Raw genomic sequence first — 17,410 nt, 5'->3', positions numbered from 1 at the left:
GTCACCTCTGGTTGAGAGTTTACTCACTTAATCGCGTGTCCACTATTCGCGGGTAGGATCAATAGACTCTCCGCGCTTGTGCTTATGACCTAGCAGAACGGCTGTGATTCGCTCTTCTATTCCAGCACGCTCATACGCTGTCGCTGCCATGTGACGGAATGAGTGGAACGTCTTGGTATCCTTGCCTTTCCCGATAGCATTACGCTTGAGTGTACTGAATCTTTGTGACCATGTAGTAACACCTTTGCCTTTCCATGTGCCTGATTCGATGCAGAGCTTGAGGGCATCATAAAGATAAGCGGGGGGGGGGATAACACGCGCTGCTGCCGCTGTTTTTCCTTCAATTATTTTTATGGCATGGACACCTTCGACAATAATGAAGTTGGCGGGCGTGAGGCCTAACAGTTCGCCCAAACGGCAACCTGTTACCAAGCCAAAGCGAATCAAATCCAATTCAGCTTGTTTTGAAACGGCGACAATCTGCTGGAGTTCCTCGACAGTGAAATCTTCGTAGCTTGTCCTGTCGCCGCTCATTTCAATCTTGGTGCCTTTGAACGGGCTGTCACCGTCCACATGCTCATTCAGCCAAGCCCATTGCCACATTGTGTTTAACGCTGAGATGTAGCTGCGTCGTGTACCATCGCTTGAGGTTGCAGCAATTGATGAAATCCAGCGTGTAACCTGACGAGGGGTGACACTGTTGAGATTTACGTCTTTCTTCCCGATGTACTTCAAGAGAGAGGCTGACGCCAGTTTGACACGACTGTAAATAACCTTGTCGTACTTGCCTTCGTTTTCCTTGATGAACTCCCACGCCGCTTCATGTAACGTCATGGTGTATTTAGCGATCAGCTCGTGTCTCTGGTGGAGTGCGGCGAGATAACCTTCAGCTTTCTCAAGGTTGCCATTCTTGAATTCCCTCTCAGCGTCAAAGGCAGACTCCAGACCATCCACGGCATCAAATGCGTCTTTACCTTCCATGTATTGCAGACGAGCGTCTAGCGCTTCTTTGGCGCGTGAGGCTTCATCATACGCTACCATGAACGCGCGACGGCTAATCTGTTCTGCTGAGGCATCTGCCATTGCCTGGAACTTGCTGATAATCGAGTCACGCATTCTTTGTGCTTTGCGTAAGTCATCCGTCTTTAACGTAACGCTGTACACCGCTTTGCCTCTGAATACTGGCTCTTTGCGTAATCTTGCGGGGACATTCCAGTGCAGGTGCCATGTGGAACCACGTAACCACAAGCTGTGTTGCGGGGAGAGTTTCTTCTTTACCATCTTTCAATTCCTATCCACTGTGGTATGCTGCAAGTCCCTTTTAATCACTGCCTGTATCACAAAACATAGCATCTAACCTTCTGATTTACTTAAAATACATCCCCTTATAATCCATCTCTTAGGACATGCACTCTCCTTGAGTTCTGCAGGTGTTAATTAGCGGGCAATTGTACCCTGGATAACCCATGAGTGGCAGCATCAAGGCTTGTATGGAAAAGCATATCTTTGTAAAGCGGAGGTAATCCGTATCGGGCGCGAGCGCGGTTACAGGCTTCGTTGATTTCGCCATCTTCACCTGACATGGCAAATTCCCGACAGGTAGAGGGGCGGTTTTCATAGATAGTACAACTGACATGTTCTCCAGGCGAACCGGACAACGCGGCGCAGCGAGACTGTTTTTGGTTGGTGCCCGCCATACAACGTAAAAAGGGACTCACTGGTTCCGTCAGCTGAGCAGGGACGGTGCCGCCAGCATCACTGCCTTCAGCCCAATAAAAAGAGACACGAAAAAACGCACAACAGGCACCGCACGTCATGCACGGGTTGAGATCGCTCATGATTTCACCTGCAACAAGATAACGCATCAATTCAATTGTGAGAGAGCTAAATTAGCGCTCTGTTTCAGGAAGGGCAAGAGGGATGCATCTGAATATTTTCAGGGCGGAAATATATCAAATTTGATCTGTATCAGTTTAACCAGGATTTTGAATGCAAGTTCTAAATTAATCCAGATCAATAAATGTTAAATTACAAGATGTAATGTGATCTGTGTTGGATCACTTTTTACTCTGTTGTAGGTATATTCGTCACGCTTTTATAACCATAACGATGGAGCGGACATGAAAAAATTAACAGTGGCGGCGTTGGCAGTAAGTACTCTTCTCTCTGGCGGGGTTTATGCGCATGAAGCGGGCGAGTTCTTCATTCGTGCAGGTTCGGCGACCGTTCGACCGACCGAAGGTTCTGATAACGTCCTGGGATCGCTGGGCGGTTTTAACATCAGTAACAATACCCAGCTGGGTTTGACGTTCACCTACATGGCGACAGACAATATTGGTGTCGAATTACTGGCAGCGACGCCGTTTCGCCATAAAGTTGGCACCGGGCCGACCGGTGATATCGCTACCGTGCATCAATTGCCGCCAACGCTGATGGCGCAATGGTACTTTGGCGACTCCAGTAGCAAACTGCGTCCGTATGTTGGTGCTGGTATTAACTACACCACCTTCTTTGACAACGGGTTTAATGATACGGGCAAGGCAGCTGGATTATCTGATCTGAGCCTGAAAGATTCCTGGGGTGCTGCAGGGCAAGTTGGGATGGACTATTTAATCGATCGTGACTGGCTGATCAACATGTCTGTCTGGTACATGGATATCGACACTGACGTGAAATTTAAGGCGGGTGGTGAAAAACAGACCGTCAGTACACGTATCGATCCGTGGGTATTTATGTTCTCAGCGGGCTATCGCTTCTAAAATCCTCACAGCTATCGAATAAGGCTGGTGGCATTGCTACCGGCTTTTTTTCGTCTCTTCAATGTGTTTTTTGATTTTTCCCCTCGCTTAACTCTCTGAAATGCTAACATTAGTAAAATTATCGCCGTCTCTGGCAAGCTGATTTCAGGGATGCTATGCAACAATATACACGGGCGACCGATTGTGCAGTGCTGTTAATGAACTGGGTGGACGCGTGAAGATTGTGCAGGATGGGCTGAGAAACCGGCAGGCCTTGCTCATCTCAGGGCTTATCACGTTGCTTTTTACCTCATTGTTCATTTTTGTCATTTATGAACAGCGACTTGCGGCGGCCAGTGATGGGATGAATCGTCTGCAGACGCGGATGATAGACATTTTTAACGACAACGAACTGATCGCAGATGCGACAGGTGTACGTTACCATCAGATTAAAAATGCCGGCATGTGTGGTGATGTTTCGCTGTTTGTTCCCAGAGACAACGATGGCTGGGGAATTAATGCGGACAGCCAGCGGGTTCATTCGGCGACAGGCGCAATGGTTGCCAAACATACTGGTATCGAAGCGCTATGCATGTTTGCTGCGGCAGAATTCATCCGCGACCGGGTAAATACCCTTAATCCCGGAAATTATGATGCCCATCGTTATATCATCGCTAAAGATGGGTATTACTTTTATTGGTTTACGCCCGCAGACGCACGGATGTTTCACTTTGCCAACTCGGCAATGTCAAAAGATATTGGCAGCTTTTTTTACCCACCGGTTGATTTTTATACCCGCCTGTTGGAAAAAAACGTCAAAACAAAGGCGCTGAGCTCCACTAATTTCTACACCGATAAAATCACCGGCGATAAAGCGTTTAGCGTTGTGAGTTATATTTACGACCTGTCCGGAAAAGAGATCTCCGATCATATAGTGGCCTATCTTGTCTACGACCACGCCAGACCAGAACTACAGGAAGCATTAGCGAAAGCCTTTGATAACCAGATCCCACATGGCCTTAATGTGGCGCTGGTGAATGTAAAAAATGAAGAGTCGTTGTGCCTTACCGGGAACTGCTTATCAATGGGGCAGAGCATTGCCAAAATAGTGTCTGAAAAGTATGAGTTCAAATATACGATCTCACTCGGGCGTTTTGTCACGCATGACGTACAGGCGGGGATTGCAATTCTGTTGGCGCCTTTCTTTTTTATCATGATCAGTCTGGGGCTAAAGACATGGCTCAACGAAAGTGATCTCAAAATTTATATTGACCCTTTGACGGGGTGCTTTAACCGCAAGATCCTCGATATTATTAAACGTCGCGGGTTATCGCATTGCGCGGTAATTCTGCTGGATTGCAATAAATTCAAAGCGATCAACGATACCTGGGGACATGTGGCTGGCGACAGGGCGCTACAGGTCATCGCTAACCGTATGCTTTCCAATACCCGCACCAGCAATGACATGGTGATACGCACGGGCGGTGATGAGTTTGTGATTCTGCTTTACCAGGCGAAAGCCAGTGATGCCCGCGCGGTTGCAGAGCGTATTGCCAGTCAGGTGCGGGAATATATATTTTGGGTTAACAGCAATCAGGTGCCGTTGTCGGTATCGTGGGGCGTTGCGGAAGTGGACGGCGCGTTGGATGCGGCGATCCAGTTGGCAGATAATGAGATGTACAAAATGAAACAGGCGAAAGGGTAAACCGCCAGAGGTCATCTGGCGGTTGGTGGGCATTACACGCGTGTTGCCGCTTTCATTGCGCTGACGAACGTTTTTAGCTCGCTCAGCATCTGTTCTGGCTTATCGACGTTTTTCTCGATGATTTTCACAATCGCAGAACCGGAAATCGCCCCTGCCGCGCCGGCATCAATCGCCGCGCTAACCTGTTCCGGAGAAGAGATACCGAAGCCCTGCAACGACGGGGCCGCGTTGTACTCCTTCAGTTTTTCGACCAGATGGTGCAACGGTAGCGCGGCACGGTTTTCCGCACCCGTGACCCCCGCCCGGGAGAGCAAATAGGTGTAACCGCGGCCTCGGGAGGCAATCTGGCGCAGAAGTTCATCATCGGCATTCGGCGGGCAGATGAAAATCGGCGCGACATTGTGGCGTAATGCCGCCTGATGGAAAGGCGCAGACTCTTCCACCGGCACGTCGGCAATCAGTACAGAGTCGACGCCGACCTTTTCACACTGGGCGTAAAATTCGTCGATGCCTTTACTGAAGACCAGATTGGCGTACATCAGCAGCCCCACAGGAATGGTCGGGTGCTTCTGGCGGATTAACGCTAACATCTCAAAACATTGCGTTGGGGTAACGCCCGAGGCAAACGCGCGCAGCGTGGCTTCCTGAATTGTCGGACCGTCGGCCAGCGGGTCGGAGAACGGTATCCCGAGTTCAAGGGCATCGGCACCCGCGTCGATCAGCGTATCAATAATTTTCAGTGATTGTTCAACCGAAGGGTCGCCCAACGTGACAAAGGGAACAAAGGCGCCTTCTTTACGTTCCTTCAATTGTGCAAATAAATTTTCGTAGCGTTCCATCAGATTTCCCCTCGCGCTTTCAAAATGTCGTGTACGGTGAAAATGTCTTTGTCGCCGCGACCGGAAAGGTTAACCACCAGTAGTTGCTCTTTTTCCGGGTTGTCGCGCATCATTTTTAACGCATGCGCCAGGGCGTGGGACGACTCCAGCGCCGGGATAATCCCTTCATGAAGGCACAGGGTTTTGAACGCTTCGAGCGCCTCATCATCGGTGATCGACACGTAATCGGCACGACCAATACTGTTCAGGTACGCGTGTTGCGGGCCAACGGACGGGAAATCCAGCCCGGCGGAAATGGAGTAAGACTCTTCAATCTGGCCTTCTTCCGTCTGCATCATCGGCGCTTTCATGCCGAAATAGATCCCAACGCGACCGTGTTTGAGCGGGGCGCCATGCTCACCGGTTTCGATCCCGTGACCGCCTGGCTCTACGCCAATCAGTCCTACGCTGGTTTCGTCAATGAAATCAGCAAACATACCGATCGCATTTGAACCACCGCCGACACAGGCGATGACCGCGTCTGGCAGACGGCCTTCTTTTTCCAGAATCTGGGCTTTGGTTTCTTCCCCAATCATGCGCTGGAACTCACGCACAATTGTCGGGAACGGATGCGGGCCAGCGGCAGTACCGAGCATATAGTGCGCGGTGTCATAGCTGCCAGACCAGTCACGCAGCGCCTCGTTACAGGCATCTTTCAGGGTTGCGGAACCGCTGTGAACCGGGATCACTTCAGCACCCATCAGACGCATACGGAACACGTTAGGCGACTGGCGTTCAACATCTTTCGCGCCCATATAAATGCGGCATTTCAGACCGAGCAGCGCACTGGCGAGCGCGGAGGCTACACCGTGTTGACCCGCGCCGGTTTCGGCAATAATTTCGGTTTTGCCCATCCGCTTAGCCAGCAGTGCCTGACCCAACACCTGGTTGGTTTTGTGCGCGCCGCCGTGCAGCAGATCTTCACGTTTCAGATAAAGGGTCGTGTTAGTACCCGCCGTGATGTTCTGGCATTTGGTGAGCGCGGTCGGGCGTCCGGCATAGTTTTTGAGCAGGTCGGTAAACTGCGCCTGAAACGCTGGATCTTTCTGCGCGCTGACGAACGCTTCTTCCAGTTGACGCAAGGCAGGCATCAGAATCTGCGGCACATACATGCCGCCAAATTCACCAAAGTACGGATTCAGTAATGTTGTCATGTGTTTCTTCCTTAATAAGCGCGCAGTGTCTGAAAGACCGAGGCCAGAAGACGAGCATCTTTGATGCCCGGCTGCGACTCTACACCAGAATTAAAATCGAGACCGGCACAGCCGGTTTTAGCCGCGTCTACGCAGTTGTCTGCGCCTAATCCGCCGGCCAGAAAAACATTGTCCAGCGTCTGACCCTGCAATAATGACCAGTCAAAACGTTGACCTGTACCGCCCTGGCCGTTATCCAGAACGTACTTATCAATATGCTGATAATCGCGGGCAGGGAGCGTGTTGCCGACGCTCAACGCTTTCCAGATTTGCACCTGGTCAGGCAGTACAGCGCGCAGCGCATTCACATAAGCTTGATCTTCATGACCGTGCAGTTGCACTGCGTTGAGCGACAACGTGGTGGCTTTTGCACAGACTTCTGCAATATCCGCATCACGAAAGACCCCAACATACCGTAGCGGCGCCGCTGCCATCACCGTCCGTGCCTGTTCAGCGCTGACGGCGCGAGGAGAAGAGGCCACAAAAATCAAACCGCCATAAATGGCGCCTGCGTCATAAGCGGTTTTTGCATCCTGGGGACGCGTCAGGCCGCACACCTTATTCTCACCCAGCAGCACCCGGCGGACGGCGGCGTGGAGATTATCCTCGGACATCAGCGCAGAGCCGATAAGAAAACCGTTGGCAAAATGGCTCAGTTCACGCACCTGACCGTAGGTGTTGATCCCGGATTCGCTGATCACGGTCACGCCATGACCCAGACGAGGCGCAAGCTGCCGGGTACGGTTCAAATCGATCGACAGATCGCGCAGGTCGCGGTTATTGATACCGACCACTTTCGCGCCCAGAGCAATGGCGCGCTCCAGCTCCTCTTCATTGCTCACTTCGGTCAACACGCCCATGTTTAAGCTGTGCGCCACGGTGGCAAGCTGGCGATATTGTTCGTCATCCAGCACTGAGAGCATCAGCAGGCAGGCATCCGCCTGATAATGACGCGCCAGACAGATTTGGTAAGGGTCAATAATGAAATCCTTACACAGAATCGGCTGCGGCGCGATGGCGCTGACCACTGGCAAAAAATCAAAACTGCCCTGAAAATATTTCTCGTCGGTCAGTACGGAAATCGCCGACGCATAATGCTTGTATACACTGGCAATCTGCGCCGGGTCGAAATTTTCCCGGATCACGCCTTTCGAGGGAGACGCCTTTTTGCACTCCAGGATAAACGCGGTACGTGCTCCTTGCAGTGCATCATAAAAATGTCGTGAACTCGGCTGGATGTCGTTCTGGAAACTGGCCAGCGGTTGCTGCTGCTTACGGGCCTCTACCCAAATCGCCTTATCTGCGACGATTTTCGCTAAAACGGTCTGCATCATTTACCCTCTTGCCGCCAGTGCTGTAACCCGGTCATAGGCTGCGCCGCTGCGCAGAACAGTGATCACGGTTTGCACGTTGGCTTTCAAATCTTCCTCGCCATGCAGGCGCATCAGCATGGCAACATTCGCGGCGACAGCAGCCTCGTGGGCGGCTTCACCTTTACCTTGTAGCAAGCGTGTCAGAATGTCACGGTTTTCTTCAGGCGTGCCGCCTGCCAGTTGTTCCTGATGATAGGGAGTGAGGCCAAAGTCATCCGCCGTCAGCGTGTAGCTCTTAATTTCACCCTCGTGTAACTCAGCAACGATAGTCGGCGCATGCAGGGAAACTTCATCCATTCCCCCGCTGTGAACCACCGCCGCGCGTTGATATCCCAATACGCGCAACGTCTCGGCAATCGGCAACACCAATTCAGCGCTGTAGACGCCAATCAGGGCCAGCGGCGGGTGCGCCGGATTAATCAACGGTCCCAGCACGTTGAACAGCGTGCGCGTTTTTAACTGCTGGCGCACTGGCATGGCATGACGAAAGCCCGTATGGTACTTCGGCGCAAACAGGAAGCAGACGCCGAGGTCGTCCAGCGCCTGGCGGGACTTGTCGGCATTCATATCCAGATTAATGCCGAAGGCCGCCAGCAAATCGGAAGAACCGGATTTACTGGAGACGCTACGGTTGCCGTGTTTCGCTACTTTCATGCCGCACGCCGCCGCAACGAAGGCGCTGGCAGTGGAAATATTAATGCTATTGCTGCCGTCACCGCCGGTACCGACGATATCGGCGAACAGATAGTCAGGGCGCGGAAATGGTGCCGCATTTTCCAGCAACGCGGTCGCTGCACCGGCAATTTCGTTAGGATGTTCGCCACGAATTTTCATGCTGACCAGCGCCGCCGCCAGTTGTTCCGGCTTTAGTTCGCCGCGTACCACGGCAGAAAACAGCTGATGGCTCTCTTGCTGAGACAGCGTTTGTGCCTGGTACAGTTTTTCCAGAATCGGCTGCAGCGTATTGGTTTGCTCCAGCTTCTGCTGCGCCCACGCCAGCGTTTGTTCCAGTAAACGGGCGCCCTGAGTGGTCAGAATGGATTCCGGATGAAACTGGAAGCCGCAGACGCGATCCGCATCGTGGCGCACCGCCATCACCATACCGTTAAAATGGGCGTTGATGGTCAGTCCGGCAGGCACATTGCTGCCAACCAGGGAGTGATAACGGGCGACGGGCAGCGGATTTGTCAGTCCGGCAAACATCGCCTGGCCGTCATGCTCAATGCTTGACGCTTTGCCATGCAGAATTTCGCCCGCCTGACCGACGTAGCCACCGTAGGCTTCTACAATCGCCTGATGGCCGAGGCAGATACCGATAATCGGCAGTTTACCGCGCAGACGGGTCAACAACTCCGGCATACAACCGGCTTCACTAGGCGCGCCGGGGCCGGGCGAGAGCATCAGTACCGGGTTTTTCATCGTCGCAAGACGGTCAATCAGCGTCTGGGCCGGGATGTGGTTGCGATAAATCACCACATGATGACCGTTGGTCCGTAGCTGATCTGCCAGGTTGTACGTGAAAGAGTCGATGTTATCGAGCAGCAGAATGTCAGCCATTAGAAAATCTCCTGTGCATGGTGCGCGGTGGCGATAGCGCGCAAAACGGCACGCGCTTTGTTACGGGTTTCATCGGCTTCAGACTGCGGAACAGAGTCGAGAACAACCCCGGCGCCAGCTTGCACGGTAGCAATACCGTCTTCGACAAGGGCGGAGCGAATCACAATGCAGGTATCCAGATCGCCATGAGCGGTGAAATAGCCGACCGCGCCACCATAGCTGCCGCGACGACGACCTTCGGCGTTCGCGATGAGCTGCATGGCGCGAACTTTTGGCGCGCCGCTGAGGGTGCCCATATTCATGCAGGCGCGGTAAGCATGCAGAGCATCCAGATCGCTGCGCAATTCACCCACCACGCGGGAGACCAGGTGCATCACAAAGGAGTAACGGTCAACTTTCGTCAGGTCGGCGACGTAGCGGCTACCTGGGGTGCAAATCCGCGCCAAATCATTGCGGGCCAGGTCAACCAGCATCAGATGTTCAGACAGCTCTTTGTGATCGGTACGCATCTCCAGCTCAATGCGGCTGTCCAGATCCCGGTCCAGAGAGCCATCCGCGCGACGACCGCGTGGGCGGGTTCCGGCGATGGGGTAGATCTCAATTTGACGGCTGGTGGCATCGTATTTCAGCGAGCTTTCTGGCGACGCGCCAAAGAGAGTGAATTCGTTGTCCTGCATAAAGAACATATACGGGCTGGGGTTGCTCTTTTTCAACACCTCATAGGCTGCTAACGGGGACGGGCAGGGAAGCGAGAAACGGCGGGATGGGACCACCTGAAAAATCTCACCCGCGCGAATGGCTTTTTGCATGCTGCGTACAACGGCACCGAACTCTTCATCATTCTGATTACATTCGCAACGCATATGCGAAATCGTGGTGACCGGCAACGGCGGCGCAGTTTCGGTCAACTGCTGTGTTAATTGCGTCAAACGCTGCGTCAGGCGCTGTCGTTCAGCAGCATCAGGGGTAAAGACGCTGGCCTGAATGCGGGTGCTTTTCTTTTGATGGTCAATCACCATCAGCGTTTCCGCCAGATAGAAGCAGTAGTCCGGGCAACGATTACCGGCTTCAAGCTGCGGCAAATCTTCAAAACCTGCGACCAGGTCATAGGCAAACAGGCCACCGAAGAACATCGCTTCCCGCTCCTGCGCGGGGACATTTACCAGATCCTGCAGCAGACGGAATGCGTCAAACACGGAGAGTGAACACAGACGGGCATCTTCATCCAGCAACGGGCTGACCGGTGGAAAATGGAGAATGCGGCTCGATGCAAGCTGTTCGTTGTCGATCCCGGCGGGCAGTGCGGCATCCAGCAACGGCAGTAAGGAGGCTCCGTTATCTGATAACGCCTGAATAGTGACAGTGTCACCTAGCGCTGTAATGCGCAATGCGCTATCAACCAACAGCAGACTTTTCAGATCATCTTTACTGTCGATGTCGGCGGATTCCAGTAACAGTGTGGCAGGGCTGCCGCCACAAACCTGATGAAACAGCGCCGTTGGATTTTCGCGGTATGCGGCATCGCAGGAGAGCAGTTCGAGTGTTGGTTTTTGTGTTTGCATCGTTATTCTCATTTATTCTGTTCAAAAAAAAGCCCGCTCATGTTGGCGGGCCGGGTATCTGGTTGCGTATAGCTGCGAAGACACTGCCCGAAATCAGGAAGTGCGCCACCAACCTTGCAGTACGAATTGAGCTTTCATCTCAGATACCTTCTTCATGTGAACTTGCGTACTAGTTAACTAGTTCAATGGATTTTTGTCAACACCTGATTTCAGTAAATTTGCCGGAAACGTTATGATGTCTGTGAAAGAACTTTTACTAAGACGGGAGCTCGCCTTGAGCGACACGAATTACGCAGTGATTTATGACCTGCACAGTCATACAACGGCGTCCGATGGACGGTTGACGCCAGAAGCGTTGGTACACCGTGCAGTAGAGATGCGAGTCGGCACGCTGGCGATCACCGATCATGACACCACAGCCGCTATTGTGGCGGCAAGAGAAGAAATTTCACGTTCCGGATTAGCCCTGAATTTGATAGCCGGCGTCGAAATCTCGACGGTCTGGGAAAATCACGAGATCCATATTGTGGGGCTGAATATCGATATTGCCGATCCGGCGATGTGCGATTTCCTCGCCGAACAAACTGAGCGTCGTCAGCAGCGTGCGCGTTTGATTGCTGAGCGACTGGAAAAGGCTCATATTCCCGGCGCATGGGAAGGGGCGCTCCGCCTTGCGGACGGCGGGGCGGTGACTCGCGGGCATTTTGCCCGCTTTTTGGTGGAATGCGGCAAAGCGACAACCCTTGCGGATGTGTTCAAAAAGTATCTTGCGCGTGGGAAAACCGGATACGTTCCCCCACAGTGGTGTACAATAGAACAAGCTATTGATGTGATTCATCATTCTGGCGGTAAGGCGGTGCTGGCCCATCCGGGGCGATACGACCTTAGCGCTAAGTGGCTGAAAAGATTAGTTGCGCATTTTGCTGAACACCGCGGTGACGCGATGGAAGTCGCGCAATGCCAGCAATCTCCCAATGAACGTACTCAACTGGCGACATTGGCGCGCCAGAATCAACTATGGGCATCGCAAGGATCTGATTTTCATCAACCCTGCCCGTGGATTGAGTTGGGTCGTAAGCTCTGGCTGCCCGCAGGCGTCGAAGGCGTATGGCAGTTATGGGAGCAGCCCGGAGACACCACAGTGAGGGAAGTATGAGCCAGTTTTTTTATATTCATCCGGAAAACCCGCAGCCACGCCTGATTAACCAGGCTGTCGAGATCGTGCGTAAAGGCGGGGTGATCGTTTATCCAACCGATTCCGGTTATGCGCTTGGCTGCAAAATTGAAGATAAAGGCGCCATGGAGCGCATTTGTCGAATCCGCCATCTGCCAGACGGGCATAACTTTACGCTGATGTGTCGGGATCTGTCGGAACTGTCGACCTATTCCTTCGTGGATAACGTCGCTTTTCGTTTAATTAAAAACAACACGCCGGGCAACTACACCTTCATCCTGAAAGGAACCAAAGAAGTGCCGCGTCGTCTGTTGCAGGAAAAACGGAAAACCATCGGTCTTCGCGTACCCTCAAACCCGATTGCGCTGGCGTTGCTGGCGGCACTGGAAGAACCCATGCTTTCGACATCGTTGATGTTGCCAGGCAGTGATTTTACTGAGTCGGATCCTGAAGAGATCAAAGACAGGCTTGAGAAGCAGGTTGATTTGATAATCCACGGGGGGTATCTCGGTCAACAACCCACGACGGTTATCGATTTAACCGATGATTCACCGGTGATCTTGCGCGAAGGCGTCGGCGACGTTAAACCTTTCTTATAAGGGCGCAACTCTGTATACTACGCGGCCTTAAAATGGCGCTGTACGGCGCCGTTGATTCTCCTGTTCGACGCCTGTGAAGGCGCACAAGAAAAATATTAATTTATTAAAAATCAATAAGTTAATTATGATTCGTTAATGACTGTCATCGTTTTGTGTGACAGTCATTAACCACATATTGCTTCCCATCATGTATGCACACTTTTAGTATCTCACCGTAGGATTTTCATCTTACATAACCCCGATGAAATTGTTACGATCCGCCCTTAGTAACTGTCTCGCTACGTTACATGGTGAGATGACCGTATAATTAAGCGTCGGCTCACACCACGACAACACAAAAATGAACGCAAAGCCTACGCCAGGCAGCGACGGATCGCACTTCTCATAAACTTTTAACCGTTCCACACTTAGCGCGGTGTCCCGTTACAGCCTGTCGTGATGACACGCCACGGATAAACGAGCAAATGATGGGAACCTAACCAGTCCGGGAAAGGGGCTGGCTCTGCCGTGGTGTTCACCTAGCCATAAATGATCGGTACTCGATAAGAGAATGGTTAACTGACAACCCCTCTGAGGATGCGCCTACAGCGCTTTTATGGTGTCCCATCACGGCGCTTTATTGTTGCTATTACCTTTTTTATTCTTTCGCTCGATGTTTGCTAAAACTTTTTCTATCCATTTAGGCTCATCTTCGAGATCTGCATAGTGGCAATATTCTGGAACTGCTTTCCAGAATGCAGTTATTGCATCAGCAAATTCAACAAACTGCTCTTCTGAGACGTGTAAATCATCATGGTTAGGTACGATCTGCGTCCCTCGAACATCGGTAGGGTGTGGGTAGTACTGAGGATAGTTGGATGATAGTGTTTGATGTGCAGCGCCGTCTCCATGCTTGTATACGTTTACTACCAAGTTACAGGCATTGATCCTTTCTCCGTATTCTGTTCCATTGATTTTGAGGCCAATCCATTCGAGAAAATCAGTAAGCTGATGGAATGTGAAATTCCAGATCATGGGAGTAATCAACTCTCGTTTGCACCAGTGGCTTAGCTCTTTGATGGTATGTTCTCGTAGTTTCTTATCGAACTGATGATACATACCTGCTGTCAACGCCAACAACACGGTATTTTGCATCTCCAGAAGCGACCATACATAATTAATTCCCTCATGATAGGCTTGCTCGTAGGCCGCCATTGGGTCATCGTTATCTGGATCAAAATACTCAGCAGTAGCCTCCAAAAACTGTTGTTCTCTCTTCTCTGCTTCTTGTTCTAAATCACCAAACTGAGAGAGAAGCCGCCGCCTTGCCTCAGAAACGTAAAATTCATGAGGTTCAAGAAAGTATGGAAGATCGGCTCTGGCTAACCAGAAGGTGACAAAATTTTCTGTAGACATACATTTCCTCAATGAAGTGATAGACATTTTGAGGTTATGTTATCTTCGGTGAGGGTTAAAATCCTCCACTGATTCAATGGAATTGTCATTTGGTTTGAAATGCGGTAAAAGGATAAAATTCGTACTGTACGCTTTGCAGAAACAATCTGAAAATGAGGTGGTTATGAGTGAACGTTACGAATTTTTACCCAATTGCTTCCTGAAAGTCTCTATCTCCTCGGGTTACTTTACTGCAATCCTTGATGGTTCGCTTCCTCCTGATGCCCCTGGTTCTGTTCATGCTGATAATGCCACGCAAGTCATAAGCGTACTCAATTCCTACTTCCAATTGACTGACTTACAGCATCAAGGAATTGCTAATTATCTTTGCTCTCAAGGGATGGAACTTTGATAGATTGGTTGCTTAATGTTGATAATCTGACCATGCTTGCCGCATGGGCTGGGTTTGCACTATCCATTTTCCAGCTATTAAAATCCAGAACAGCTCTACGCCTTTTCTTAGGTTGCGATCAGTATGAAGACAGAATTTATGTTTCCAACAAAAGCGCCCATGATGTGACGTTAAGTTCGGCGGGGGTCATAACTGCAAGCGGACGCCTTAGCGATTGTTCTAACGAACATTGCGACGAATACATGATTAGTCCAATGTTGCCGCGTCGATTGAAAGCCCGTGATGAAATGATTCTGGAAGTGCCATTCATCAACAAGGCTCACCATAATAAGGTGCATCATCGCGGAGGGGTGTACGTGACTACATCTGATGGAAAGCTGTTCAGTGATGTTAGTTGGCTGCGTCGCCGCTGGTGGTGGATATTGTCTATGATCCTTCGTGATACCAAGCGGTGATTACTTATGCACCACACCAGAGAAAGCTGGTGAGCGGCTTTTCTTCCTTCGTCACCCTTCTGAATCTTCCGTATCGAATGTTTTCGCATAGGGACATTTTCCTTTTGTTACGTAGGTGAACAAGTAGATGCTGTTCTGATACGTGCATAGCGTTTTCCCATTTTCCGTCTGTTCCTCCTCTGGGTCGACCATTGTTATCTGTCCAGCATTCGCCAGAGCTGGCAGTAGTACCAGAATGAGCACTAATAATCGTTTCATGCGTATCACTCCCAAATGTTTGCAAGGGCAGCGCCCACGCTTTTAACGTCAATCTTCAAATAGTTCATAGTCACTTTAGGGTCTGAGTGGTTAAGCGCTTTCATTGCTAAGGCAAGGTTGCCATTGGATTTCTCCCATACTTGTGTGGCAGAAAATTTCCTAAAGCTGTGACAGCCTACGGTTCCTTTGATCCCCACATTCTCAGCAGCCTGTTTGATCTCACGGTTCACCTGTTCACGGCTAACAGGGGCTTTTCCTGATGCACGGTTGCTGTGCGACGTGAAAACATATTCGTCTTTCGGGAATGCCTGGCGGCGACGTTCTACGATCTCCCAAACCTTTGCAGGGATGATGATTTCCTTCTTCTTACCCGTCTTACTTTCCAGCACTTCCAGTGTATTCCCCTCCTTGAACTGGCTGAACCTCAAATTCACCGTATCACCGACACGTAGACATAACGAAGCCATAGTGATCGCTACGTCTGCGAATAGCTGTTTGTTATGGCTCTCAAGCCAGCTAACCAACTTAAACGCTTCTGCCTGAGTGATTATCTTCGTGGTCGCCATCTGCTTATCTCCAAAATATTCATACTGTGAGATAAAAATATGATCATTTTCATTATGTTACAAGATAAATGATCAAAAAAAGATCGGTGCTATGTGTGGTAAATGGCGCGATTGTGTTCAGTGCTGAACGCGAAGATCAGGCACACCCAGATCGAAATCTGCACAATTTCAAAATATCTTCAATAAAATCATAATATTGGCAAGTCTAAACAGATGTTTGCACGTTGCCAAATCCTGGCGAGACTATGCACGGTTTATGCAGATTCATTGCATACCATAAGGAGGATGGACGCAGATAAAATCATATGTATCAATTAAATCAATTAGTTAGAAATCCTATCTCACATTACTACACAACCTTGAGGTAGAGCTATTGCACGATAGATGAGAGGGGTTCTCATTTGTGACGATGCGATCTGATTTGATGATAATTATTCTCAACAACGGCGATTTTGGCATGAAAAAAAGAGAGTTGTTACATTATAACAAAAAGTCGTTAAGCAGAACGGGCTTACATCAAAGTGATGATCGTTGTGACAATAAGTGACAAGCCGCACGGGGCAAGGCTTCTACATAGTTAACAGCATTGTTCACCACTTCTACAATGAAAAATGATTGTCCACTTTGGCTACATTAACCTTGATCTTTACCAGCTAATTACCAGCGGATTACCGCCGCTTTAGTCGGATTAATCTTAGGGTTGTTGTATGGACGGTACTCAGTGAGCAGGGCGACGATCTACCGTGGGTGAAGGGCTGAAAGTACCATTTTGTTACTTTCGGCATACATCAAAATGATGGGTATCTACACCAATGGGCAACTGAAAGTAACGTTTTGGTACTCGAGATCATAACGAAAGTAACGTTTTGGTACTTTTAAAGTAACGAAACAGCACACTATAAGATTAAATTAAGACTACTAATTAATAAGACTATCTTTTAATACTTTTGCTGTTGTCCCTGCTCGGTACTCTCCGGGCAAGTGACCTGTTTCGCCTTTGGTTGGCTCCTCGGTCAGCCCCGTACCGCTCAGGAACAAGCGCAAGCTACACCTCTTTACCTTCTGGACTCGTGCTAACTTCGTTACTGACGAGAGTCAGGCACGAACGATTATTTGCCATCGGCAAGAGATCGCTTTCGCCGTGGGCGAATACCATTGCGCTGTGCGCGGAATTACCATCTGACCAACCAACTACCGTTGATTGACCATCTAACCAACTATCGTCGTTTACATGGTCAGGTTTTCTTGGTGTTGGTGTGGGATAAGTGCCAGAGGTGCGCCATACGTCACCAGAACGCACAGGAAGCCCGTAGAGCGATTTAAAGAGGGTAGATTGTGCAAAGGTAGCCTGAAAGCGTCAGAACGTCGCAGAGAGTGTTACAGGTTGTTTAGCGTGATTCTTATGGCTATCCTCTCTGGTGGCAACTTCTACCATAAATTTCGCTTGACTGCAATCATCTGTTTTTGGTACAAAGAGCACTAATCGCAAAGCAAAAACTTAACTCGTTGAAAATGATCAAAAATATTTAACGAAATCACCGTTTGGGTATTGACAAACGTTAGTGA

At 50.3% G+C, this 17,410-nt stretch carries 17 protein-coding genes and 1 other annotated feature; of the genes, 6 read left to right on the top strand and 11 right to left on the bottom strand.

Features of this window, described 5'->3' with window-relative positions:
* Positions 1–42 precede the first annotated feature (42 nt).
* Both CJP72_RS08855 and CJP72_RS08850 read right to left on the bottom strand, forming a co-directional pair.
* The gene (locus CJP72_RS08855; RefSeq protein ID WP_162380502.1) at positions 43–1,281 is read right to left on the bottom strand and encodes a tyrosine-type recombinase/integrase; all 1,239 of its coding nucleotides are present in this window, start codon (positions 1,279–1,281) and stop codon (positions 43–45) included.
* Positions 1,282–1,433: 152 nt separating this feature from the next.
* Positions 1,434–1,838 (bottom strand): YkgJ family cysteine cluster protein, encoded by a 405-nt coding sequence (locus CJP72_RS08850; protein WP_162380501.1) that lies wholly within the window; start codon positions 1,836–1,838, stop codon positions 1,434–1,436.
* A 282-nt stretch (positions 1,839–2,120) separates the two neighbouring features.
* Here CJP72_RS08850 and ompW point away from each other — a divergent pair, with 282 nt between their 5' ends.
* Positions 2,121–2,759, top strand: a complete 639-nt coding sequence (ompW, locus tag CJP72_RS08845; RefSeq protein WP_162380500.1) for an outer membrane protein OmpW — start codon at positions 2,121–2,123, stop codon at positions 2,757–2,759.
* A 214-nt stretch (positions 2,760–2,973) separates the two neighbouring features.
* The gene (locus CJP72_RS08840; RefSeq protein WP_162380499.1) at positions 2,974–4,443 is read left to right on the top strand and encodes a diguanylate cyclase; all 1,470 of its coding nucleotides are present in this window, start codon (positions 2,974–2,976) and stop codon (positions 4,441–4,443) included.
* A gap of 32 nt (positions 4,444–4,475) precedes the next feature.
* Here CJP72_RS08840 and trpA read toward each other — a convergent pair whose 3' ends face one another.
* From trpA to trpL, 6 genes are all read right to left on the bottom strand, one after another.
* A complete protein-coding gene (gene trpA, locus CJP72_RS08835; protein WP_162380498.1) occupies positions 4,476–5,282 on the bottom strand; it encodes a tryptophan synthase subunit alpha in 807 nt (268 codons plus the stop codon).
* Positions 5,282–6,475 (bottom strand): tryptophan synthase subunit beta, encoded by a 1,194-nt coding sequence (gene trpB / locus CJP72_RS08830; RefSeq protein WP_162380497.1) that lies wholly within the window; start codon positions 6,473–6,475, stop codon positions 5,282–5,284. The genes trpA and trpB overlap by 1 nt, the downstream gene beginning before the upstream one ends.
* Before the next feature lie 11 nt (positions 6,476–6,486).
* Positions 6,487–7,845: a bifunctional indole-3-glycerol-phosphate synthase TrpC/phosphoribosylanthranilate isomerase TrpF gene (gene trpCF, locus CJP72_RS08825; RefSeq protein ID WP_162380504.1), complete on the bottom strand. Its 1,359-nt coding sequence runs from the start codon at positions 7,843–7,845 to the stop codon at positions 6,487–6,489.
* A gap of 3 nt (positions 7,846–7,848) precedes the next feature.
* Complete coding sequence (trpD, locus tag CJP72_RS08820) at positions 7,849–9,444, bottom strand: bifunctional anthranilate synthase glutamate amidotransferase component TrpG/anthranilate phosphoribosyltransferase TrpD (RefSeq protein ID WP_162380496.1); 1,596 nt, start codon at positions 9,442–9,444, stop codon at positions 7,849–7,851.
* Positions 9,444–11,006, bottom strand: coding sequence for an anthranilate synthase component 1 (locus CJP72_RS08815; protein ID WP_162380495.1), 1,563 nt, complete (start codon positions 11,004–11,006; stop codon positions 9,444–9,446). Before CJP72_RS08815 ends, trpD begins: the two co-directional genes overlap by 1 nt.
* Before the next feature lie 23 nt (positions 11,007–11,029).
* Positions 11,030–11,123, bottom strand: a sequence feature (Trp leader region).
* Positions 11,100–11,144 carry a trp operon leader peptide gene (gene trpL / locus CJP72_RS08810; protein ID WP_193568659.1) on the bottom strand — a complete coding sequence of 15 codons (45 nt, stop codon included), beginning with the start codon at positions 11,142–11,144 and terminating at the stop codon, positions 11,100–11,102. Its footprint overlaps the feature before it by 24 nt.
* Positions 11,145–11,280: 136 nt before the next feature.
* Here trpL and rnm point away from each other — a divergent pair, with 136 nt between their 5' ends.
* Complete coding sequence (gene rnm, locus CJP72_RS08805; RefSeq protein ID WP_162380494.1) at positions 11,281–12,162, top strand: RNase RNM; 882 nt, start codon at positions 11,281–11,283, stop codon at positions 12,160–12,162.
* Positions 12,159–12,779 carry an L-threonylcarbamoyladenylate synthase gene (locus CJP72_RS08800; RefSeq protein WP_162380493.1) on the top strand — a complete coding sequence of 207 codons (621 nt, stop codon included), beginning with the start codon at positions 12,159–12,161 and terminating at the stop codon, positions 12,777–12,779. Before rnm ends, CJP72_RS08800 begins: the two co-directional genes overlap by 4 nt.
* A 606-nt stretch (positions 12,780–13,385) precedes the next feature.
* Here the strand turns inward: CJP72_RS08800 and CJP72_RS08795 are convergent.
* Positions 13,386–14,174 carry a hypothetical protein gene (locus CJP72_RS08795; RefSeq protein ID WP_193568658.1) on the bottom strand — a complete coding sequence of 263 codons (789 nt, stop codon included), beginning with the start codon at positions 14,172–14,174 and terminating at the stop codon, positions 13,386–13,388.
* Positions 14,175–14,337: 163 nt separating this feature from the next.
* Here CJP72_RS08795 and CJP72_RS08790 point away from each other — a divergent pair, with 163 nt between their 5' ends.
* Both CJP72_RS08790 and CJP72_RS08785 read left to right on the top strand, forming a co-directional pair.
* Complete coding sequence (locus tag CJP72_RS08790; protein WP_162380492.1) at positions 14,338–14,565, top strand: hypothetical protein; 228 nt, start codon at positions 14,338–14,340, stop codon at positions 14,563–14,565.
* Positions 14,562–15,020, top strand: a complete 459-nt coding sequence (locus CJP72_RS08785) for a hypothetical protein (protein ID WP_162380491.1) — start codon at positions 14,562–14,564, stop codon at positions 15,018–15,020. The genes CJP72_RS08790 and CJP72_RS08785 overlap by 4 nt, the downstream gene beginning before the upstream one ends.
* Before the next feature lie 51 nt (positions 15,021–15,071).
* On the opposite strand, the gene CJP72_RS25440 is transcribed toward CJP72_RS08785, so the two are convergent.
* Together CJP72_RS25440 and CJP72_RS08780 are read right to left on the bottom strand one after the other, a co-directional pair.
* Positions 15,072–15,278, bottom strand: coding sequence for a hypothetical protein (locus tag CJP72_RS25440; protein WP_238340026.1), 207 nt, complete (start codon positions 15,276–15,278; stop codon positions 15,072–15,074).
* Positions 15,279–15,283: 5 nt separating this feature from the next.
* Complete coding sequence (locus tag CJP72_RS08780) at positions 15,284–15,844, bottom strand: tyrosine-type recombinase/integrase (RefSeq protein WP_162380490.1); 561 nt, start codon at positions 15,842–15,844, stop codon at positions 15,284–15,286.
* Between the last annotated feature and the right edge of the window lie 1,566 nt (positions 15,845–17,410).

Origin of the sequence: Citrobacter sp. NCU1 (assembly GCF_010231475.1) — a bacterium.
Taxonomy (GTDB): Bacteria; Pseudomonadota; Gammaproteobacteria; order Enterobacterales; family Enterobacteriaceae; genus Citrobacter_D.
This window is presented reverse-complemented; position numbering and strand designations above follow the sequence as displayed.